20 protein-coding genes and 1 tRNA gene are annotated in these 19,221 nt (G+C 59.3%); 13 read left to right on the top strand and 8 right to left on the bottom strand.

The features are described 5' to 3' along the window. Window positions 1-51 precede the first annotated feature (51 nt). Together HDC29_RS16835 and HDC29_RS16840 are read right to left on the bottom strand one after the other, a co-directional pair. The gene (locus HDC29_RS16835; protein ID WP_179499452.1) at window positions 52-279 is read right to left on the bottom strand and encodes a hypothetical protein; all 228 of its coding nucleotides are present in this window, start codon (window positions 277-279) and stop codon (window positions 52-54) included. Window positions 280-454: 175 nt separating this feature from the next. Then, window positions 455-1,252 carry an NUDIX domain-containing protein gene (locus tag HDC29_RS16840; RefSeq protein WP_179499453.1) on the bottom strand — a complete coding sequence of 266 codons (798 nt, stop codon included), beginning with the start codon at window positions 1,250-1,252 and terminating at the stop codon, window positions 455-457. Between the two features lie 105 nt (window positions 1,253-1,357). Here HDC29_RS16840 and HDC29_RS16845 point away from each other — a divergent pair, with 105 nt between their 5' ends. Both HDC29_RS16845 and HDC29_RS16850 read left to right on the top strand, forming a co-directional pair. After that, on the top strand, window positions 1,358-1,984 hold the full coding sequence (locus tag HDC29_RS16845) for a DUF4126 domain-containing protein (protein WP_179499454.1): 627 nt from the start codon (window positions 1,358-1,360) through the stop codon (window positions 1,982-1,984). Window positions 1,985-2,057: 73 nt separating this feature from the next. Next, a complete protein-coding gene (locus HDC29_RS16850; protein WP_179499455.1) occupies window positions 2,058-4,853 on the top strand; it encodes an autotransporter outer membrane beta-barrel domain-containing protein in 2,796 nt (931 codons plus the stop codon). Between the two features lie 3 nt (window positions 4,854-4,856). Here HDC29_RS16850 and HDC29_RS16855 read toward each other — a convergent pair whose 3' ends face one another. The 3 genes from HDC29_RS16855 to HDC29_RS16865 all read right to left on the bottom strand — a co-directional run bounded on the left by HDC29_RS16855 (window position 4,857) and on the right by HDC29_RS16865 (window position 7,516). Then, window positions 4,857-6,080, bottom strand: a complete 1,224-nt coding sequence (locus HDC29_RS16855) for an NAD(P)/FAD-dependent oxidoreductase (RefSeq protein ID WP_179499456.1) — start codon at window positions 6,078-6,080, stop codon at window positions 4,857-4,859. A gap of 99 nt (window positions 6,081-6,179) precedes the next feature. Then, window positions 6,180-6,464 carry a hypothetical protein gene (locus tag HDC29_RS16860; RefSeq protein WP_179499457.1) on the bottom strand — a complete coding sequence of 95 codons (285 nt, stop codon included), beginning with the start codon at window positions 6,462-6,464 and terminating at the stop codon, window positions 6,180-6,182. Further along, window positions 6,464-7,516: a Glu/Leu/Phe/Val dehydrogenase gene (locus HDC29_RS16865; RefSeq protein ID WP_179499458.1), complete on the bottom strand. Its 1,053-nt coding sequence runs from the start codon at window positions 7,514-7,516 to the stop codon at window positions 6,464-6,466. Before HDC29_RS16865 ends, HDC29_RS16860 begins: the two co-directional genes overlap by 1 nt. A gap of 125 nt (window positions 7,517-7,641) precedes the next feature. On the opposite strand from HDC29_RS16865, the gene HDC29_RS16870 reads away from it, so the two are divergent. The 5 genes from HDC29_RS16870 (at window position 7,642) to HDC29_RS16890 (ending at window position 12,173) form a co-directional block, all read left to right on the top strand. After that, window positions 7,642-8,112, top strand: coding sequence for an Lrp/AsnC family transcriptional regulator (locus tag HDC29_RS16870; RefSeq protein ID WP_179499459.1), 471 nt, complete (start codon window positions 7,642-7,644; stop codon window positions 8,110-8,112). A 92-nt stretch (window positions 8,113-8,204) separates the two neighbouring features. Beyond that, window positions 8,205-8,279, top strand: a tRNA-Thr gene (locus tag HDC29_RS16875). A gap of 210 nt (window positions 8,280-8,489) precedes the next feature. Further along, window positions 8,490-10,403 carry a DUF262 domain-containing protein gene (locus HDC29_RS16880; protein WP_179499460.1) on the top strand — a complete coding sequence of 638 codons (1,914 nt, stop codon included), beginning with the start codon at window positions 8,490-8,492 and terminating at the stop codon, window positions 10,401-10,403. A gap of 115 nt (window positions 10,404-10,518) precedes the next feature. Further along, entirely contained in the window at window positions 10,519-11,571 is a 1,053-nt protein-coding gene (locus HDC29_RS16885; RefSeq protein WP_179499461.1) for a DUF262 domain-containing protein, read from the top strand. Further along, entirely contained in the window at window positions 11,568-12,173 is a 606-nt protein-coding gene (locus tag HDC29_RS16890; protein ID WP_179499462.1) for an MAE_28990/MAE_18760 family HEPN-like nuclease, read from the top strand. Before HDC29_RS16885 ends, HDC29_RS16890 begins: the two co-directional genes overlap by 4 nt. Window positions 12,174-12,200: 27 nt before the next feature. Here HDC29_RS16890 and HDC29_RS16895 read toward each other — a convergent pair whose 3' ends face one another. Then, the gene (locus HDC29_RS16895; RefSeq protein ID WP_179499463.1) at window positions 12,201-12,614 is read right to left on the bottom strand and encodes a very short patch repair endonuclease; all 414 of its coding nucleotides are present in this window, start codon (window positions 12,612-12,614) and stop codon (window positions 12,201-12,203) included. Between HDC29_RS16895 and HDC29_RS16900 the strand changes: the two genes are divergently transcribed. After that, on the top strand, window positions 12,613-13,422 hold the full coding sequence (locus HDC29_RS16900; protein ID WP_179499464.1) for an HNH endonuclease: 810 nt from the start codon (window positions 12,613-12,615) through the stop codon (window positions 13,420-13,422). The genes HDC29_RS16895 and HDC29_RS16900 overlap by 2 nt on opposite strands. Here HDC29_RS16900 and HDC29_RS16905 read toward each other — a convergent pair. Further along, window positions 13,397-14,350 carry a DNA cytosine methyltransferase gene (locus HDC29_RS16905; RefSeq protein ID WP_179499465.1) on the bottom strand — a complete coding sequence of 318 codons (954 nt, stop codon included), beginning with the start codon at window positions 14,348-14,350 and terminating at the stop codon, window positions 13,397-13,399. The genes HDC29_RS16900 and HDC29_RS16905 overlap by 26 nt on opposite strands. A 259-nt stretch (window positions 14,351-14,609) precedes the next feature. Beyond that, complete coding sequence (locus HDC29_RS16910) at window positions 14,610-14,828, bottom strand: helix-turn-helix domain-containing protein (protein ID WP_179499466.1); 219 nt, start codon at window positions 14,826-14,828, stop codon at window positions 14,610-14,612. 149 nt (window positions 14,829-14,977) lie between these two features. Here HDC29_RS16910 and HDC29_RS16915 point away from each other — a divergent pair, with 149 nt between their 5' ends. The 5 genes from HDC29_RS16915 to HDC29_RS16935 all read left to right on the top strand — a co-directional run bounded on the left by HDC29_RS16915 (window position 14,978) and on the right by HDC29_RS16935 (window position 19,164). Beyond that, window positions 14,978-15,703 (top strand): hypothetical protein, encoded by a 726-nt coding sequence (locus tag HDC29_RS16915; RefSeq protein WP_179499467.1) that lies wholly within the window; start codon window positions 14,978-14,980, stop codon window positions 15,701-15,703. Between the two features lie 93 nt (window positions 15,704-15,796). Beyond that, window positions 15,797-16,153 carry a hypothetical protein gene (locus HDC29_RS16920; protein WP_179499468.1) on the top strand — a complete coding sequence of 119 codons (357 nt, stop codon included), beginning with the start codon at window positions 15,797-15,799 and terminating at the stop codon, window positions 16,151-16,153. Window positions 16,154-16,247: 94 nt separating this feature from the next. Next, on the top strand, window positions 16,248-16,622 hold the full coding sequence (locus HDC29_RS16925; protein WP_179499469.1) for a hypothetical protein: 375 nt from the start codon (window positions 16,248-16,250) through the stop codon (window positions 16,620-16,622). A 452-nt stretch (window positions 16,623-17,074) separates the two neighbouring features. Then, complete coding sequence (locus HDC29_RS16930; protein WP_179499470.1) at window positions 17,075-17,422, top strand: hypothetical protein; 348 nt, start codon at window positions 17,075-17,077, stop codon at window positions 17,420-17,422. Between the two features lie 497 nt (window positions 17,423-17,919). Continuing rightward, a complete protein-coding gene (locus HDC29_RS16935; protein WP_179499471.1) occupies window positions 17,920-19,164 on the top strand; it encodes a VapE domain-containing protein in 1,245 nt (414 codons plus the stop codon). Window positions 19,165-19,221 lie beyond the last annotated feature (57 nt).

Here is a 19,221-nt window from a genome sequence, read left to right on the forward strand (position 1 = left end):
GCCCCGAGCGACGCTCGGAGCCTTTCGGTATTCGGTAGCGATCAGCCGATATTACGGGCTGGTCGGTTCGTCGTCGTCGTTGTCCGACGCGATGATGATGCCGCCAACGACAGCAACGAGAGCGAGGACAGCGATGATCCAGCTCGTGCTGCCTTCGAGTTCGCTCTGGCCGTCAACTGCCGAAGCGGCGCGAGCCGCAGGAGCTGCCGATGCGGCGACCGGAGCCGCGATCATCGAGGTCGCTGCGAGAGAGATCGCAGCCTTCTTAAGCAGGTTCATCTTATTCTCCGTCCACTGGATTACTTTTGTCGAATCACACCGGAGAACCCGCCCCGGTCTGCTTCTGCAGCGCCTTCTTAGGCACGGCCTTCAGCAATTGCAACGACGATTTGCCCTAGCCCAACAAATGTTAGTAAATAATAAATAGGGAAAAAGTTGCCATACTGAACTGCCGTTATCCGCGCCGAACGCGGTCGAAGGGCTCGCTCGTCACGGGGTAGCCGAGGTGGCTCGGAATGCAGAGATGGCTTTGCCCATCGCGGTCCTCGATCCATGGCGTCACCAGATCGACAGGAAACTGACGCGAATGGGACGAGAAACCCGCAAAATCGGCGGCTTGCGCGATGCGTTCAAGATTGCGCCGGGTCGGAAAGATCACCGATACCTCGCCCCGATCGGCCATCGCCAGCGTCGCGTCGGCGCTCGCCCAGAAGATATGGCTGTGCTCGGCCTCTTCGACCGTCAATTCATGGCCGTGGGGCGGCGCCGCGACGGCATAAAATCGCGTGTCGAACGTCCGGGCTTCTTTGAAATTGGGGCACCAGCGCGCGAAGGGAACGAAGGATTCCAGGGCGATTCGGTCGCCGCGCGCCGTCAGGATATCCGAAAGCAGCGTCCCGCCGAGCAGCGCCCGCCGCACCTCGGCGACCTCCCCTTCCTTCAGTTCCGGCCAGCCGACAGCCAGCCCCGTTTCCTCGAGCGTCTCGCGCAGCGCGGCGACACGCGCGGCGCCGTCGGCCTCGTCGATCCCGAAGCCGTAGAGGCGCGCGACGTGATAATCGTCGGGATCGACGCGTCCCCCCGGAAACACGACGGCGCCGGCCGCGAATGCCATTTTCGTCGAACGCTTGACCATCAATATCTCGTCGGCCCCGCCACATTCCGACGGGCGCATGATGACCAGCGTCGCCGCCGGAATGGCGCCGTCGGGCAAGACTTCGGGCGGTGCGGTCGGCGAAGCTGCGTCGGTCATAACCCGAGCGATAACCGCACCACGACGCCTTGTCATCCCGGCATTGCGGGCGCGCGCGGACGGGTGCAAGATGGCATCATGTGATGCGGGACGGGGAGCGGGACATTGGGAATCGTCGAGATTTTGGGCGTCGCCGGCAGCCTCAGCCTCCTCGCCGGCTGGCGGCTCTACCTGACCATTTTGGCGACCGGCGTCGCGATGCGCTTCGGTTGGCTGCCGCTTCCCGAACATCTCGCGGCGCTGCAGATACTCGCCAACCCGTGGGTACTGGGCGTGGCAGCCGTCGGCACGCTCGCCGAATTCCTCGCCGACAAGATCGCGTGGGTCGATTCGATCTGGGACACCGTCCACAGCTTCGTCCGTCCGCTCGGCGGCGCGCTGCTCGCGCTCGCGCTGGTCGATGCGTCGGATCCGGCGTGGCAGGTGATCGCCTTCCTGCTCGGCGGCGGCGGCGCGTTGCTCAGCCATGGGGCGAAGGCGACGACGCGCGCGGTCGTCAACGTCAGCCCCGAGCCCTTCAGCAACGCCGCGGTCTCGACCGGCGAAGATCTCGCTACGGGCGGCCTGCTGGCGCTCGCGATCGCCTATCCGCCGCTGGCGATCGTCATCGCGATCCTGCTCGCGGTCGCCGCGGTCGTGGTGATCATCGCGCTGCGGCGCCTGCTGCGCAATATCAAGGCAACACTGAAGCGCGCGCTGGGTGACGAACCGCCGCCAGCTATTGACGCTTAACATTTTGGCAATATTCGATTAATAGGTTGCACGGACAGGGGGGCGCACCGACCCGGAAAGGGAGCGATGCCCCATGTCCCCCAAACATACCCTCAGGCCCCTATTTCTGTCGTCCGCCGCCCTCGTCGCGCTGGGGCAGACCTCCGCCGCCTTTGCGCAATGCGTCTTCACGCCCACTGCCGGTGACGACGTCCACATCTGCGACAGCGGCACGTCCGCGGGCGGACTCGACGATCCGGACGGAAACAATCAGCTGACGCTCCCTGCCGGCGGCACCGGCACCGTCGCGGGCGACGTCACTTTCGGCGGCGGAGCCGATGCGGTTACCGTCAATTCGGGCCGGATCGAGGGTTCGGTCGATCAGGGCAATGGCGACGACAGCTTCTCGATCAGCGCGGGAACCGTCACCGGCCAGGTGCAGCAAGGCGAAGGCGTCGACGATTTCGTCATGACGGGCGGCGAGGTGGACCGGCTCAATCAGGGTGGTTCGATGGACACATTCCTGATGACCGGCGGCCGCATCGTCGATGCGTTCGACGACGGCGATACCGCGCGAATGACTGGCGGGCGGATCGGACGCGTGAATATGAAGCTCGCCGACAATCTCTTCGACATGTCGGGCGGCGTCATCGACCGCAACCTTGTCGCCGGTTTCGGCAACGACACGATCATCCTCTCGGACGGGACAATCGGCGGCAATATCAGCGTATCGGGCGGCACCGACAGCGTGACGATCACCGGCGGGTCGGTGGGCGGCGACGTGCTGCTCAGCGCCGGCACCGACAGTTTCGTCTGGGACGGCGGCGGGATCGTGCATGGCATGGTCGACATGGGCGGCGATGACGACAGCGCGCGGCTTGCCAATCTGACCAACGCGAACCTCGGCGGGTCGCCGCGGATCACCGGCGGGGTCGGCACCGACGCGCTGGTCTTCGACAATGTCACGACGGGCGGTGTCGCACGCTTCGACGGCTGGGAAGATGTCCGGGCGACGAACGATAGCGAACTGACGTTCGACGGCCTCCTGACCCTCGGCGACGCCGGGACCGGCACCGGGCGCTTCGAACTCGACGCGTCGAGCACGATCTTCGGCGGCGGCCTGCAGGGCGGGATCGTCGCCTTCACCGCGGGCGAGCGCGCGACGCTGGTCAATGCCGGACGCATCGACCTGACCAACAGCGGCAATGCGCCGGGCGACAGCTTTACCGTCGGCGGCGACTATGTCGGCAACAACGGGCTTTTGCTGATCGATACCGTTCTCGGCGACGACGCGTCGCTCTCCGACAAGCTCGTGATCGACGGCGGCGATGCTTCGGGCACGACCGGCGTGACCGTGATCAACGCGGGCGGCACCGGCGGCGCCACGCAGCAGAACGGCATTCTCATCGTCGAGGCGGTGGGCGGCGCAACGACAGCGAGCGGCGCCTTTGCGCTCAACCACCGCGTCGCCGTCGGCGCCTATGAATATTTCCTGTTCCGCGGCGGCACGACGGCCGGAACCGGCGAAAACTGGTATCTCCGCTCGACATTGCCGCCGCCGCCCGAACCAGCGCCCGAGCCCGAAACCCCGCCGCCCCCCGAACCCGCCCCCGCGCCGCCGGTGTTAACCCCGCCGGCGCCCGATCCTGCGCCCGAACCGCTGCCGCCCGAGCCGCCTGCCCCGCCGCCCGCTCCAGCGCCCGAGCCGCCACCGCCACCGCCCGAACCGACGCCGGACAATCCCGATCCGGTCGACCCCGCGCCGCCGGTGACCGAGACCGATCCGCCCCCGGCGCCGACGCCCGCGCCCGAGCCGGCGCCCGAACCCGAAGCGCCGCCGCCGCCGCCCGAGCCGCCGGCGGAACCGGCGCCCCTTCCCTCCCCGGCCCCGGAGGTCGTGGTCGAGCCGCCGACCCCCGGTGCGACACCGGTGATCGCGGAGGTAGTGCCGCTCTATCGTCCCGAAGTCGCGGCTTTTGTCGCGTCGGTGCCGGTGGCGCATCATCTCGCGAGCGCAACGCTCGGGACTTTCCATGAACGGCGCGGCGAACAGGCGCTGCTGCGCGGCGGCGGCGCGCTACCCGCGACCTGGGGGCGCGTCTTTGCCGAAAATAGCGAGATCAAATGGGATGGCGACGTTGCCCCGTCGCTCGATGGCGATCTCTCGGGCTTCCAGATCGGCCAGGATTTTGCAGGCTTTGGAGAGGATGGCGGCACGAACGTCCGTCTCGGCGCCTTCGTCGGACGCTCGTCGACCGACGGCAGCGTCCGCGGCGGCGCGCTCGGCTGGAACGACCTGACGGTCGGCCAGATCGACGTCAAGGCGACGAGCCTTGCCGGCTATGCCACGCTCGTCGGGGAAAACGGCTGGTATGTCGATGCCGTCGTCATGCACAGCTGGTTCGATGGCGAAACCTCGGCCAGTTCGGGCGAAGCGATCGACATCGACGGCAAGGGATGGACCGCCTCGATCGAAGCGGGCTATCCGCTTGCCCTCTCGGCCAACTGGACGCTCGAACCGCAGGCGCAGCTCTTGTGGCAGCAGGTGAAGCTCGACGACCGGGCGGACAGCTTTTCGACGATCGACTTCGCGACCGGCGATGTGCTGACCGGGCGGGCCGGACTGCGGCTGCAGGGCGGGTATGGCGGCTTCCAGCCCTATCTCCACGCCAGCCTGTGGCACGGCTTCTCGGGCGACCAGACGACGCGCTTCGGCACCGACCCGATCATCACCGATCTCGGCCGTACCGAGGCCGAGTTCGGCGCTGGCCTGATCGCGCGCCTTGGCGAAAACGTCGCGGTGCATGTGAAAGGCGATTACGGCTTCGACGCCGACGGACCGCGCAGCCGGCGCTATGGCGGCACGGTGGGGCTGACGATCCGCTGGTAAGCCTCAGACTGGCAGCAACGCCTTGAGCGGCGTTTCGGTGTCGGCGAGCTGCTCCGCCGTGGCGCGAAGTCCCGCAGTGACGATCATGCGGCCCTGGACATAGTCCTTGGTCGCGTTGACGCAGTCGATCGCGATCACCTTGCCCGCTTTGAGGTAAACGACCGAGAAGCTGCGGTTTGCGGGATCGCCGCGAAGCATCGCCTGATCGTGCCCGGTCGAGAGGCCCGCGGTCTGGAGCTTCAGGTCATACTGGTTCGACCAGAACCAGGGGATCGCATGATAGGGAGCCTCGTCGCCCACTATGCCCTTGGCGACGACATTCGCCTGATCGTTCGCGTTCTGCACCGATTCGAGCCGGATCTCGGCGCCTTCGGCAAAGTCGTTCACATGCGCGGCGCAATCGCCGATCGCATAAATATCGGGCAGGCTCGTCTTGCAGAGCCGGTCGACGCGCACCCCGTTGGCGCAATCGGCGCCCGCAGCGACCAACGGCTCGATGGCGGGCACGATGCCGATGCCGACGATGACCAGATCGGCGGGGACGATCTCGCCATCCGAAAGGCGCACGCCGGTGACATGACTCTCGCCCTCGATCGCATCGACGCAGACGCCGAGCCGCAGGTCGACGCCATGATCCCGATGCTCCTTCTCGTAGAAGCGCGACAGCTCTTCGCCCGCAACGCGTGCGAGAACGCGGTCGAGCGCTTCCAATAGCACGACCTTCTTACCCGCCTTGTTCAGTACCGCCGCCGCTTCGAGCCCAATATAGCCGCCACCGATGACCACGATCTGGCGCGCGGTTTCCGACGCCGCCTTCATCGCATCGGCGTCGGCGCGGGTGCGCACCCCCTGCACACCGGGAAGGTCGCCGCCGGGGATCGGCAGCATGCGCGGATGGCCGCCGGTCGCCCATACGAGCTTGCCATATCCGATCGTCCCGCCGTCGTCGGTCGTGACGCTATGCGCGGCGGGATCGACCGCGACGACCCGCTTGCCGAGCAGCATCGTCACCGCGCGCTCGTCCCAATATTTGGCGGGGCGCAGCTGGATACGCTCGAACTCTTTCTCGCCCGCGAAATATTCCTTCGACAGCGGGGGGCGCTCATAGGGAAGCTCGGGCTCCTCGCCGACGATCGCAATGCTGCCTTCGAACTTCTGCGTCCGCAGCATCATCGCGACCTGCGCGCCGCCATGCCCCGCACCAACTATCACCACGTCGAACCGCATCGCCTCTTTCTCCCGCTGCTCGTCGGCGCGGCTCTTGCACGCGCGGCGAAGCGAAGCAAGCCACGCCAGCCTCGCCATCGCGAAAGAAGAAGTTGAAGCTCAGCCCACTACGGCCAAGGTCGGCTGCCTGCGGTCCGCGCCGTAAATCGCCGTTACGGACTCTTCGACTTCGGATCGCAGGACAGCAACAACTTCGCCCAGCTTGGCCGCGATGATCGCAGCCTGCGCCGCCTCCAGCCCCGCAACCGCGACCTCGATTTGCATGTGCGACGGCAGGACGCGCATCGTCACACCGGTCGGCACGATCGCGCGCTGCGCAAAGAAATTGGCGACGCGCGGCAGCGATTGCGGATCAAGGATCGCGTCGACGCGAAAACGGTGCATCAGGCCGCCTCGCGCTGCGCGCCGGCGATGACCTCCTCGGCCATTTCGTCGGCGACGACTGCGGGCGAGCGGCCTTCGCGCGCCGCGCGATCGAGCAGATCCCCGACTCGCGGCGCGATTTGGGCGACACGCAGTTCGACGTCGCTTTCGTCCTCGCCAATATATTCGGCCGATACGTTGATGATGCCGCCCGCATTGACGACATAGTCGGGCGCATAGGCGATCCCGCGCTCCAGCAGCAGCCCTGCGATGTCAGGGGTCGCGAGCTGGTTGTTGGCAGCGCCGCAGACGAGCTTTGCCTTCAGCTTCGCGACGGTGTCGCGGTCGAGCGCGCCGCCGAGCGCGCAGGGCGCGAATATGTCGGCATCGACCGATGCGATCTCCGATACGTCGACCACCTTGGCGCCATGCACCGCCGCGAGCCGGTCGCGGCGCGCCGGGCTGACGTCGGCGATCACGAGCCGCGCGCCCGCCGCGGCAAGGCGGCGGCACAGGTCGGCGCCGACATTGCCGGTGCCCTGGACGGCGACGGTCAGCCCGTCGAGTTCCCGGCCCAGCGCGAACTCGGCCGCGACCTGCATCGATTCGAAAACACCTTTCGCGGTCCAGGGCGACGGATCGCCGCCCGCGCGCCCTGCCACCGAGGGCAAGCCCGCGACATGGCGCGAGACGGAGGCAACCTCCTGCATGTCCTCGACCGACGTCCCGACGTCTTCGGCGGTGACATAGAGTCCCCCCAGCGCCTCGACCGCGCGGCCGAAGGCGCGGAACAAGGCGACGCGGTCCCAGTCGCCCTCGGGCCGCCGCAGCACCGCCTTCGCCCCGCCCAGCGGCAAGCCGGCGAGCGCATTCTTGTAACTCATGCCCTCGGCCAGGCGCACCGCATCGGCGAGCGCGTGGCTCGTGTCGGGATAGGACCACAGCCGGCACCCCCCCGCGCCGGGCCCCAGTGCGGTCGAGTGAATCGCGATGAAGCCGTCGAGACCCGCTTCGAGATCATAAAGCCGCACGCATTCGAGCGGCGGGGCCAGGCGGGCAAGACGGACGACCATGAAACATACTCCTTGGATTGACGGTAGCTTGTCGCATTTTCACGCCGGGAAAACTTGATCGATTATCGGCCACCCTGAATGATTTTCGGATTTTCTTGCCGTCCAAATTGGGTTATTCGGTTGGAATGACCGATTTGGACCCGTTCGAGATAAAGATTCTCCGCGAACTGCAGCGCGACGCGAATCAAACGACGGCACAGATCGCCGAACGCGTGGGACTGTCGGTTTCGCCCTGCTGGCGCCGCATCGACCGCCTCGAACGCGACGGCTTCATCAGGAAGCGTGTCGCGATCGTCGACCGGCGCAAAGTGGGGCTCAACGCGCATGTCTTCGCGCAGGTGAAGCTCAATGCCCACGGCCGCGCCAATCTCGATGAATTCAGCGCGGCGATCCAGGGTTTTCCCGAGGTGCTCGACGCCTATGTGCTGATGGGCACGACCGATTTCATGCTGCGCATCGTCGCGCGCGACATCGACGCCTATGAGCGTTTCTTCTTCGACCAGCTTAGCAAATTGCCGGGAGTGCAGGAAATCAACTCGACAGTGGCGCTGTCCGAAATCAAGGCGACGACCGAACTGCCGTTGGGCCGGGATTGACCCCGGCCCGGCGGACGCGCAAAACCCTTATCCGCCACTTGTGCAAGGACGCTTGTTTTCATCCGAAGGCGCTGCTAGTGGCGCCCCTCGTTGCCGCTTTAGCTCAGTTGGTAGAGCACATCATTCGTAATGATGGGGTCAGGTGTTCGAGTCACCAAGCGGCACCACTACCTTCCCTAGGAAATCGCGAGACACACGGCCGAAAGGCATTTGAGCTGGGCGCCCGAATGGGTCCTGCTTGGGTGACTTTGCCCTACGAGAAGGCTGCTGATCTGCACAGGCATCCGATCAAGATACGAATCGGATTGAACTGCCCTAGACAGCGATTGGGCTTCAATGCGAAGTATGCCGGTATCAAATACGGGGGGTAGAAAAAATTGCAGGCTAATCCACGCACGATTGACGATCTGTTTAACGCGCAATCCCGCTATATCGTGCCGATGTTCCAGCGATTGTATGTCTGGAACGAGGACCCTCAGTGGAAAACCTTGTGGGAGGACATTGCCGAAAAGGCGTGCCTTCAGCTCAATGGCACGAAAACCAACGCTCACTACTTAGGTGCTCTCATCATCGAAGGCGTCAAACCGACGTCATCTAGAGAGGTAAAGCGCCTCCTCGTCATTGACGGCCAGCAGCGCCTCACCACCATCCAACTCCTGCTGTGTGCCTTCCGAGACTTCGCCCGCTCTAATGATTGGAAAACGCTCGATCGGACGACCAATCGTTACCTGGAGAACGCCGACGCAGATGTTATGGAGAAGCCTGAGGAAGAAGTCTTCAAGCTTTGGCCCACTCAGCTGAATCGTGAGATCTTTTCCGGCATCGTCACAGCTGGCAGCCGCGACGCGGTGGTCAAAAAATATCCTCTAGTGCGCCTTCCCCGGAAACGAAAACCTGAGCCGAGATCAAATCTCGTTGAGGGATATTTGTATTTCTACCAAGAGGTTACAAGTTGGATCGCCGAGGAGAAGACTAACCGCGAAGGCAAGTCCGGCGAAGACTGCGCCTTTGCGCTCCTCCAAGCCATCAAGCAGGACTTCTGCGTCGTGGAGATTTCGCTGTCAGACGGCGATGACAGTCAAGAAATCTTCTATTCGTTGAACTCGCAGGGACGTCCTCTTTCCCAGTCGGACCTTCTCCGTAGTCTAATTTTCATGCGGGCGGAAAAAGAGCACGCAGACCGCGACAAGTTGTTTGACGACTATTGGGGTAAGTTTGAAACCGCCTTCTGGAGCTTTGAAGTCAAGCGGGGCGGCCGGGCCTACTCGCGCTTGGACTTAGCGTTGCGGCACTTCCTGTCTGTGAAAAAGGCGGAGTTAATCGATGCCCGGCGCGTGAACGAAGAGTACAAGCGCTGGATTGGAGTCAGTCCGCGCCGATACGCTTCGGTAAGAGATGAACTCGAGGATTTCAGCCGATACGCAGACGTGTTCGAACAATGTGAAAGTGCCGTCGGTCAAAAGCTGAAGTGCAACGATATCTTTCGGGTTATACGAGATTTTGAAGTCTCAACCGCAATCCCCTTGCTCTTGTTCCTTCGCTTGGAAGCGGAACTGACGCCGGAGCAGTTGTCGGAATGCCTAGACGTAATGCAGTCGTACATAATTCGGCGCGCCTTCCTTGGGGAAGAAAACAAAGAATACAACAAGATGTTCTTGGAGGTAATTGGCGAAATATCCTCTCATCGGGGTGACGCGGTCCTGCCTGCGCTTCAACGAAAGCTGCTGCACGGCCGGGGAACTACGCGTGCATGGCCTTCCGACAAGCGGATAATTGAAGCGGCGCTGCGGAAACCGATATATAAAGACTTGAAGCAACCTGCCCTTCGCCTGATTTTCGAACGCCTTGAACTCGGCTTGCGCGGCAAGAAGAGCGAGGACGAGGAGATGGCCGATGGACTGCAGATCGAACACGTCATGCCGCAAACTTGGTGGACGAATTGGTTACTGAACGGTCAGGCAGTGAAACGAGACATCTCCAACTGGTGGCATACCCCCACGGAAGAGGAAAAGCCGCTGGTCGAACTGGCACGGGCGCGGTCTGCTGCAGTGCAGACATTTGGGAATCTGTCACTCCTAAACAAATACGCAAACCCGGCAGCCAGTAACGGCTCGTTCGATCTCAAACTTGCGGAGTATGGTCACTCGGTCCTGCGCCTCAACCGTTATTTCGATAAAGCTCAGCGATGGGACGAGGAGGCTATTAGGAAGCGTGGGCAGGAACTCGCCGAGCTATTTTGCAAGGTCTATCCTAGGCCCGCGACCGAGGGCGACGAAGTTAGTATTATCTGACTTGGCGTGGTCGCGTGAGTAAGAACATCGAAATATTGGGTCACGATCTGACATTGGCTTGCCACCGCCGCCGCGTCGGCTATGAAGTGCCAACAATTAACGAAAGATAACAGAAATGGAATCAATCGAAAGCAAAGAGATTCGTACAGAAGCGGTAGACTTTTCGTTTGGCGAACTGCTTAACCTTCATCGAGACGGAGAGATCGTGATCCAGCCTGAGTACCAACGCTTGTTCCGTTGGTCCAACGAGCAAAGGTCTCGTCTCATTGAATCGATTCTACTCCGGCTTCCGATCCCTCCAATTTTCCTCATCGAAAATGAAAATGGCGTTCTTGAGCTCATCGACGGCCTTCAAAGGACCAGCTCTGTTCTTCAATTTTTAGATCACGAGGTCATCAACGAACCGGAACTCGTGTTAGAGGGTTGCGACATACTCTCCGACATAAATGGAATGAAGTACGAAGAATTCAGCACTTCTGTTCGTTTAGGCTTAAAAAGGACCCCAATTCGCGCCGTAATTATTAAGAAGAGCGGCGATGAGTATGTAAAATATGAAATGTTCAAACGATTGAATACCGGTGGGTCGCTCCTTTCTCCACAGGAAATTCGCAACTGCTCCTCTAGAATGATCGCGGGAGGTGGCGATTTCTACGCGAAACTTCAGGCTCTAGCTAGCAGTGAAGATTTCAAGATGGCCACTTCTCGGGTTCCCGATCCCGATATCGAACAGCGGGCCGACGAAGAGCTCGTATTGAGATATTTTGCCGTCAGGCACTATCGGGATGCGTTTCGAGGAAATGTTCGAGAGTGGCTAGACAGCTTCATGGAAGACATTCTCTTTAAGCGCACCGACGCAATGGAAGATGCTGCTGACTTTGAGCAGTTTTTCAAGTTCATTGCCGAAAAACTAGGCGACACCGCATTTTCGCGCTCCAGAGAAGGCCAAGCATTCGGCCGACTAGCGCCAGCATACTTTGAGGCAGTCGTGGGTGCACTCGCTGGAAGCACCGCAAGCCTCGAAAAGATGCCTTCCGAAGATCTTAAGCAGCGCCTGAGCGACACCTTTGAAACCGCTGAATTCAAAGCTGCTAGCGGCCCAGGAGCAAATTCAAAGGGCAAGATGGAGACCCGCATCGACTTAGTAAAGCAAGCCTTGGTGGACGAATGACGCCCACCGCAGAGATAGAGCGGGATCTTGATTGGCGCGAAGCGGAACTTGCGGTTTTAAGACTCCTGATCACGAACAACGAAATCGGCGAGCGCGAAAAGTTCGTTCTATTCAGAGCCGCTTGGGCGCTTCTTTACGCGCATTATGAAGGTTTTTGCAAGTTTGCGCTAACGGTATACTATGATGCAATTAAAGTAGCCGGCAAATGTCACGGAGATCTTCCTTCAAAGATGCAAGCCCTCGCACTAGATAAAAAAGTGAAAGACCTTCGAAGTCTGCCGACAATAGACTTAATATCTAAAATGCGTTCTTTTGAAGTCGATCTAATGAAAGCTCCTGCCGACTTTCCAGACGTTAATACGGAATCAAATTTATGGCCAAAGACTTTAGAATCTCTTATTGAAGATGCTGATTTAATTGTTCCCACTCTTCAGCTCTACAATCGATCTTTGGCGACGCTGGTCAGCAGGAGAAACAAAATCGCTCATGGTGAGCGGGATATTATTCCAGAGCTTTCTTACTATATCGGTTTTGAAAATTCTGTTCTAAATTTGATGTACGATCTTGCACTCTCTATAGATGAAAAGTTAGGATCTATTTGATTTTGGAAACAGAATTATTATTGAAATTTACTGCAAAAACTTTTTCATTTTGTTTAGCAAATGCGCTCTCTGCTTTAATTCACACTCCCAAACAACCAAAACGCCCCAACCCTCTTCTAATAGCCGCTTTTGATTTTCTTCATCGCGAAAAACGTTTCTTTCTAATTTCTCAAACCAGTAACTTGTGTTGGATTTCGGCTTACGGCCGTCCAAACAAGTAGGCTCATCATGCTGATGCCAGAAGCATCCATGCACGAAGATCACCTTGCGCCTCCGGCGAAACACGAGGTCGGGCTTTCCCGGCAGGTCACGGGCATGCAATCGATACCGATACCCGTCGGCGTGCAGTAGCCGTCTGACGAGCATCTCGGGTTTCGTGTTTCGAGATTTGATGCGACTCATATTGACCGAGCGCCTAACCGCTGTCAGCTTATCAGCCATGGCGGAAAAACCGATCAATAAGGAGGGAACCGCCGCTGGCCGCAAGGTACTGGAACTTCTCAGGAAGTACCCTGACGGGCTCACCGCCGCCGAAATTCGGGCGCAGATTGGTGGCGACGTTGGCAACCAAGAGCAGTTGATGCGGCGGCTTAGGCATCTTCGGAAGCATTACGACATACCTTTCTCCATCGAAGGAGGCCGCAAAGCCTATCGCTACAAAGGCGAAAAGCAAAACGTTCACACGGATTCTGGCGCGATCTCGGGTAAGCAGCGCGCTCGAATCCTAAATCTTGCTAAGGGAAAATGTCAGATGTGCGGCCGGACGGTCGATGGCGACGACATCAAGCTTCAAGTTGACCATAGGATCCCGCAGACATGGGGCGGGCTGACCGTTGATGAGAATCTTTGGGCGATTTGCGTCCAATGCAACCACGGTAAACGAGACTTCTTCAAATCGTTCGATCCCGCCGAAATGGCCGAGCTGATTGCAATTGAATCTGTCCACGAGAGGATCGCTCGCTTCCTTAAAATGCACGAAGGCGAGTGGGTCGATTCCGACAAGATCGAAGACATCGCAAACGTTCGTGAACGGCAGGAAGATTGGCAGAAACGTCTTCGAGAACTCCGATATCCTGTCGTTGGCCTCGATATTGAGACCACTCGTTACACGACAGAACAGGGCTTTGTGCGAAGCAGATATAAGCTGGTAAAATGGGCAGACTTGCCTTCCAACCACCAGCAGTTAATCCGGGCGTGGGACAACAAAAAGAAGCGGCCCGAGATCAAGCTACAGCTAGGGATCGCCTGACGCTCACGGCCTCACGAAGCTGACTCGCAACGGCGGCCGCTACCGGCGGTGGAAAAGCATTGCCAACTTGCCGATAGGCGTTTGTTTTCTTCCCCGCGATCTTCCACTCTTTCGGGAAACCCTGGATAAGTGCGACCATTTCCACTGTTAAGCGTGGCATCCCTACGAAGTCATGGCCGGGAGCCTCCTCAGCGATAGTCCTCCCTTCAACGCCAAGCTTCGCCCAAGCTGCTCGCGCTCGCGTAGGCCCTAGATCGGGACCGCCATGCTTTTTGGAACCGCCCACCACCGTCGGTGCTATCTCGTCCGCTCGATCGCGCCAATCGGCAGCCCCGCGCCACCCGTTAGCAGCCATCAAGGGAAATAACGTCTGCCCGACAGTTTTTGGATTGTAGCGCTCCGTGCAAGGCCACTCGAAGTTACCCCAGAATTCTCGCTTCGTAGCTACGATGACGACGCGAGGTCGAAGTTGCGGGACGCCAAAATCGGACGCATTCAAGAGACGCCAATCGGCCTCGTAGCCGAGCTTGCGTAGCTGACTTTTCAAATGCGCCCGGTAATCTTCGAAGACTGCGTCTAAGAAGCCCCTGACGTTTTCAATCATGACTGCCTTTGGTTGGACAGCATCAATGATATCGAGCGCGTCGGGAAACAGGTTGCGCTCGTCTAACGCCCCAAGCTGCTTACCTGCGACGGAAAATGGAGGGCATGGCAACCCTCCTGCCACCAATTCCACACCTTTGAAATCGGTGGCGCGGTCCTTGAAAACCCGAAGATCGTCCTCGATTACTCGCCAATTGGGGCGATTTAAACGGAGTGTCTCACAGCAGTGCCGGTCAATTTCGACGAGCGCTTCATGCTCAAACCCTGCATTTTCGAGGCCAATGGCCTGGCCACCTGCGCCCGCGCAAAGCTCAAGTGAGTGCATCTGTGTTCCCCTAGAATGCAAGATTTGTTCTCGCTATGTTCTTAACGAATGCGAGTGCGTTTCGCAAGGCGTTAAATACCACCTCGATGGTTTCGTAAAGGGCCAACCCCCCGTGGTCGAGCCCGTTTTTCTACATTCGTTCATTTGCCGAGAACGCACAAAGCTTGAAGGCCTCGCCCCCCAGGGGCCGATTTCTAATAAGCTCTAGAGCCCCACCGCTCACGCGCAATTAGTAGTATCTTATATGAAGGCGCGAGATCTAAGTTCGTCTGTCTTTCAGCAGCAGGAGATGCGGCTCAATCCCGAGCGCATCAGCGATCCTGCCGAGCGCAGCCACAGACGGGTTCCGCGTACCTCTTTCGAGGTCGCTGACATAGCTGCGTTCCATCTCCGCCGCCGCCGCTAGCTGTTCCTGGGTCATGCCCTTCAGCTTGCGTTGGTGCCGGACATTGACGCCGAGAAGCCGAACCACATCCATGCGTCGATGTGGACGCTGAGCGCTTCTCGCGTCTGTATACCAAACGTGTCATTTTTAATAGCAACGGCCGGACTTCCAGCTAAAGCTGTGTCGTGCTGGCCCGATCCGCTTTGTCGATCGGCAACGGATCAATCATCGAAAGGCTAGATATGTCTGAACTTGAACTTCCTACGGTTCCGGCGCCCTCGTTGGCGTCCAAAGCTCTACGCCCTCTGCAATGGATCGTTTTCTCGTTGGTGCTCGTTCTGGCGCTGACAATCCTTTTGCTTCTAGAATATCGAAGCCTGCCGGGATTTCCCGAGACGGCGTTTTGGCTGTTGCTCGCCGCAGGGTTTTTGCTGGTGCTCTGGCACCTACCGAAGATCTTTTTCGGGCTGTCCCGAGGGTGGCGGATAGCCGCTTATGTTTGCATCATCCCCTTCCTGGCCTTTTGGGGGCAGGTCGGGTCGCAAGGCTATGCGGCCTATCACCGCACCCCAGAGGGCGCGAAGGTAAAGGCAAAACAAGTGGCTGAAGATGCGCGGTTGGCAAAGGACGAGGCTGAACGTGCCGAGAGCAAGCGCATCTTGGATGCGGCGGCGGTCACGCAGGCCAAGCTACAAAACTACAACGATCGTCTGGAAGACTGCTTTTCTAGCTTTGGTCATCGGCTCGCCGCGCTGGAAACCGAAGTGAAAGAGACGCTGCACAATCCCGGCGCCTTCGAACATATCGAAACCATTGCCATCGTCCCTGACGAACAAGGTAACAACGTAGGTATGCGATTTCGCGCTCAAAATGGATTTGGGGCGCTGCGAGCCGCCACCGTCAAAGCGCGCATCGACGCCAACGATTGCAGCGTCAAAGGTATCGGCGAGACCGTAGTAGCAGACTGACGCGGGTACTGTTGCCCCGCCGAACTAAATCAGAATCATCATAACCAAGGGCCTCGGAGGAATCCGGGGCCTTTTTCATATGGAGAACCCTACATGCTTATCATCACTGACCCGTCCGATGTGGACGACCCTTCCCTTCAACGTATCCTGCGGCAACGGTTCGAGCAGTTGGCTCAATACGGATGCCCGATCAGCGAGCTCGCCCACTTCCATGTTGTTCGGCCGGGTGACGACGTAGCCGAACTTCTGACCAATCCCGTCGATGGCAGCAATGATCCACCTTGGGAGTGGGTGGAGGCCCACGGCGGATGGTTCGAAGTCCCGGTCATCATGTCCGATGACGGCTTCGGCCACGTGTATTTTGTTCCGGACCTCGACGACATTGATCCCCGGTTGCTGATGCTGTGCCGCCGCGACGCCACAAAGAGGAATGATCTAAATCCGGAATAAATCACCCCGCTGCCTCTACCTCTAGAACCACAAAACGATGCGCGTCCTGGGATTTCCCATGGGCGCATTTTTTATGCCCAGAAGGAATTCACCCATGATCGATATGCCCGACCTTGACGCAATACTCGTCGCCCTCCGCGCACCGCTCGCGCCTGATCTCCACGATCTCATCGCCAGCCGTCTACATGACGCATTCGCCTGCGGGCTCGCCGACCTAACGCACATACTGGTAATCCAGCCGGAGGACACCGAAGCCCAAATTCTCGACGCGATTGGCTTTTCGCCCTTGGTGTCGAGGATGGACGGCAACCGGCTTCAACCAGACTGGGACTACATCGAACGTCACCCCGGATGGCATGAGCTCATTTACACCGTGGGTGACTCGGGGTTCGCCTTCCTTGTCTTCGTCGAGCGCGCTGACGGCGTTCTGCCAGAGCTGCTCGCGTTATGTGACGGGGCAAGCAGGTAATGCGCGCGATCGGAACGCTGCTCATACTCTGTGTCGCGCTGGCCGTCGTGAAGATGGCGGTAGTAGGACTACTAATGATAGGCATTAGTATATTGGTTTGGGCAGCCTGTCAGCACCCCCGCGAGACTTTCGGCCTCCTAGCTTACGTCGCGCTCATGGGGCTTGTCAGCGCGCAACCGTGGGTTTGGGTCGCAATCGTAGGCTTGGTGGCTGTCACAGCTCAATTCGCTGAGAAAGCCGATTGACGCCTAATGCGATGGGAGTACTAGCGGCTCTCTGACATCGGCAAACAGGTCATTTCGATTCGAAGACCTTCACCGTGTCGCCAACACTATCGCAATCAGCCTGAGACTTTCTCGGGCTTGGAGACTTGCGTGTGGGGCGACAGACTGGTTTGCCTCCCGCGTAAGTCGTCAATCTTCGGGCCACCATTGGCCTCCAAAGGACGATTTATGATAAATCTTTTTCCTAACGACGAAGACTTCGCTGTCGCAGAACGCGCGCTTGACGACGGCGAAGACAGCTACATCAGTAGCAACTATTTCCAACATTATGTGGCCCTTGTCGCAGTTTGCGTGCGGCGTGGGCACCGTCAGGTTGCGGACATTGTTGCGCGACTCTCGCCAATCGTGGGAGCGAAAAATGCCGTGCATATCCCATGGCTCATTGAAATCCTCTCCGGACCGGCATGCGACGTTCATCTATGGGACTGGGATGGCGATGAACCGGGCGGCCGCTTCTACGGCCCAAGCCTTGACCTAAAGGATGAGCTTCACAGTCCGCAGCCAATCAACGCATAGTCCGAGGTGGTCGCCGTGGTGCAGATAGCCCATGGCGGCTGCGCGCCGTTTAACCTCTACCTCGCCGCCGTTGCTTCAAGGAGTGTGACGGCGGCACTGGCAGCGCACCGCATCGGTCACGCGACTCGAAATTCGCGGCAATAACATTACGTGAAATAGCGTATTTGAGTAATAATAGACCTCATCTAACGCGGCTAGTAAGCCTTTGAAAATAGGCGTTTTTCAAACCCGTTGGATTCTCCCTATTATCACTCTCATAAGCGAAGGAAATTTTCCCTGACTTATACATCTTTGGACTCGGCCGGGACGGAGGCTCCCGCGCCGTCGCTACCGGCCGTTCGACTGCGGTTTCGTGTCACGCGCTTCTGCCCCGCGCAGATCGCCGTGACCTGGACGGAGCTCGTGGCCTATCTAAATGCCCTCTCAAGTGACGACGATGACGACTACCAAATACACGAACGCCAACCAGCGGACGGCGTGGGTGCGGAGGGCGGCGAATGAGTGCAGCCGATTTTCCGGACCAGCCCCCACTTGGTCATAACAAACTGCCCGCGACGATAGAAAATGTGGATCATCTGCTTCGGAGCGCCGACATCTCGGTCCGCTATAACGTCATCAAGAAGAAGGACGAGTTGTCGATCCCGGAACATCAAGGGACGTCCGACAATCTCGACAATGTGACGCTGACGAAAATCGTGAGCCTCGCTTCGAAGAACGGGATGCCAACCGGCTTGATCTCCGACTTGGTCCAGGCAATCGCTGACCGTAACGCCTACAACCCTGTCGCGGATTGGATCAAGTCGCAGCCGTGGGACGGCATCGATCGATTGCCCGCCATATTCGACACCGTGGTTGCAACCGACGACTACCCGGTCACGCTGAAGACCGTCTTGATGCGGAAGTGGCTGCTCAGCGCAGCCGCTGCCGTGCTCGTCCCGACGGGGTTCAAATGTCGGGGCGTGCTCACGCTTCAGGGAGCGCAAGGCATCGGCAAGACGTCATGGGTCAAATCGCTCGTGACGGATGCCAACCTTCGCGATGACGTGGTGAAACTCGATCATCACCTCGACGCTGGCAACAAGGACACCATCCTTGGCGCGATCACGAACTGGATCGTGGAAATAGGGGAGCTGGAAAGCTCCTTCCGAAAGGACATCGCGAGGCTGAAGGGGTTTTTGACCACCGACGCCGATCGGGTCCGGCGGCCTTATGGAAGGCGGGAATCGGAATACCCGCGCCGCACCGTATTCCTCGCTACCGTCAACGACGCCAACTTTCTGACGGACACCACCGGCAATAGTCGATGGTGGGTGATCCCGGTCCGTGAACTCAATTATGAGCACGGCGTCGATATGCAGCAGCTCTTCGCACAGCTTGCGATCGATCTCGACGCGGGCGCGCAATGGTGGCTGACAGAAGACGAAGAGATAATGCTCGAATCTCTGAACCGTCGCCATCAAACGGTCAGCGCGATTGCCGAAAAGCTGGCCGAGTATGTCGATCAGGACGACATAAGCGAGAAGCGGGTCGCAAATGTCACCACGACAGAGATGCTGGAGCTTATGGGCTACAAACAGCCCACAAATCCCCAGATGAAGGAATGCGCTGCCGCGCTGAGGGATCTTATCGGTGAATCGAAACGGATCAATGGGTTCAATCGATGGAGGGTGCCTCTGAAGGAACCTACGGCAGACGTGTGGCAACCGATCGACAAGCGCCAGATCACCGAAGAAAAATACTGACCTGACCCTCCCGAGGGGGTGGGAGGGGTAGCAAAAATGGGGAAAATGGACCGCAGA

The sequence above is a fragment of the Sphingopyxis sp. JAI108 genome (assembly GCF_013410105.1).
In the GTDB taxonomy this organism is placed as follows: domain Bacteria; phylum Pseudomonadota; class Alphaproteobacteria; order Sphingomonadales; family Sphingomonadaceae; genus Sphingopyxis; species Sphingopyxis chilensis.

What these genes read in the sequence shown, in the direction of transcription:
- HDC29_RS16895 (WP_179499463.1), bottom strand. Translation starts at nt 12,614, where the DNA reads ATGGCTGATAAGCTGACAGCGGTTAGGCGCTCGGTCAATATGAGTCGC.
- HDC29_RS16890 (WP_179499462.1), top strand. Translation starts at nt 11,568, where the DNA reads ATGACGCCCACCGCAGAGATAGAGCGGGATCTTGATTGGCGCGAAGCG.
- HDC29_RS16885 (WP_179499461.1), top strand. Translation starts at nt 10,519, where the DNA reads ATGGAATCAATCGAAAGCAAAGAGATTCGTACAGAAGCGGTAGACTTT.
- HDC29_RS16935 (WP_179499471.1), top strand. Translation starts at nt 17,920, where the DNA reads ATGAGTGCAGCCGATTTTCCGGACCAGCCCCCACTTGGTCATAACAAA.
- HDC29_RS16870 (WP_179499459.1), top strand. Translation starts at nt 7,642, where the DNA reads ATGACCGATTTGGACCCGTTCGAGATAAAGATTCTCCGCGAACTGCAG.
- HDC29_RS16915 (WP_179499467.1), top strand. Translation starts at nt 14,978, where the DNA reads ATGTCTGAACTTGAACTTCCTACGGTTCCGGCGCCCTCGTTGGCGTCC.
- HDC29_RS16835 (WP_179499452.1), bottom strand. Translation starts at nt 279, where the DNA reads ATGAACCTGCTTAAGAAGGCTGCGATCTCTCTCGCAGCGACCTCGATG.
- HDC29_RS16920 (WP_179499468.1), top strand. Translation starts at nt 15,797, where the DNA reads ATGCTTATCATCACTGACCCGTCCGATGTGGACGACCCTTCCCTTCAA.
- HDC29_RS16850 (WP_179499455.1), top strand. Translation starts at nt 2,058, where the DNA reads ATGTCCCCCAAACATACCCTCAGGCCCCTATTTCTGTCGTCCGCCGCC.
- HDC29_RS16930 (WP_179499470.1), top strand. Translation starts at nt 17,075, where the DNA reads ATGATAAATCTTTTTCCTAACGACGAAGACTTCGCTGTCGCAGAACGC.
- HDC29_RS16925 (WP_179499469.1), top strand. Translation starts at nt 16,248, where the DNA reads ATGATCGATATGCCCGACCTTGACGCAATACTCGTCGCCCTCCGCGCA.
- HDC29_RS16855 (WP_179499456.1), bottom strand. Translation starts at nt 6,080, where the DNA reads ATGCGGTTCGACGTGGTGATAGTTGGTGCGGGGCATGGCGGCGCGCAG.
- HDC29_RS16865 (WP_179499458.1), bottom strand. Translation starts at nt 7,516, where the DNA reads ATGGTCGTCCGTCTTGCCCGCCTGGCCCCGCCGCTCGAATGCGTGCGG.
- HDC29_RS16900 (WP_179499464.1), top strand. Translation starts at nt 12,613, where the DNA reads ATGGCGGAAAAACCGATCAATAAGGAGGGAACCGCCGCTGGCCGCAAG.
- HDC29_RS16860 (WP_179499457.1), bottom strand. Translation starts at nt 6,464, where the DNA reads ATGCACCGTTTTCGCGTCGACGCGATCCTTGATCCGCAATCGCTGCCG.
- HDC29_RS16910 (WP_179499466.1), bottom strand. Translation starts at nt 14,828, where the DNA reads ATGGATGTGGTTCGGCTTCTCGGCGTCAATGTCCGGCACCAACGCAAG.
- HDC29_RS16840 (WP_179499453.1), bottom strand. Translation starts at nt 1,252, where the DNA reads ATGACCGACGCAGCTTCGCCGACCGCACCGCCCGAAGTCTTGCCCGAC.
- HDC29_RS16905 (WP_179499465.1), bottom strand. Translation starts at nt 14,350, where the DNA reads ATGCACTCACTTGAGCTTTGCGCGGGCGCAGGTGGCCAGGCCATTGGC.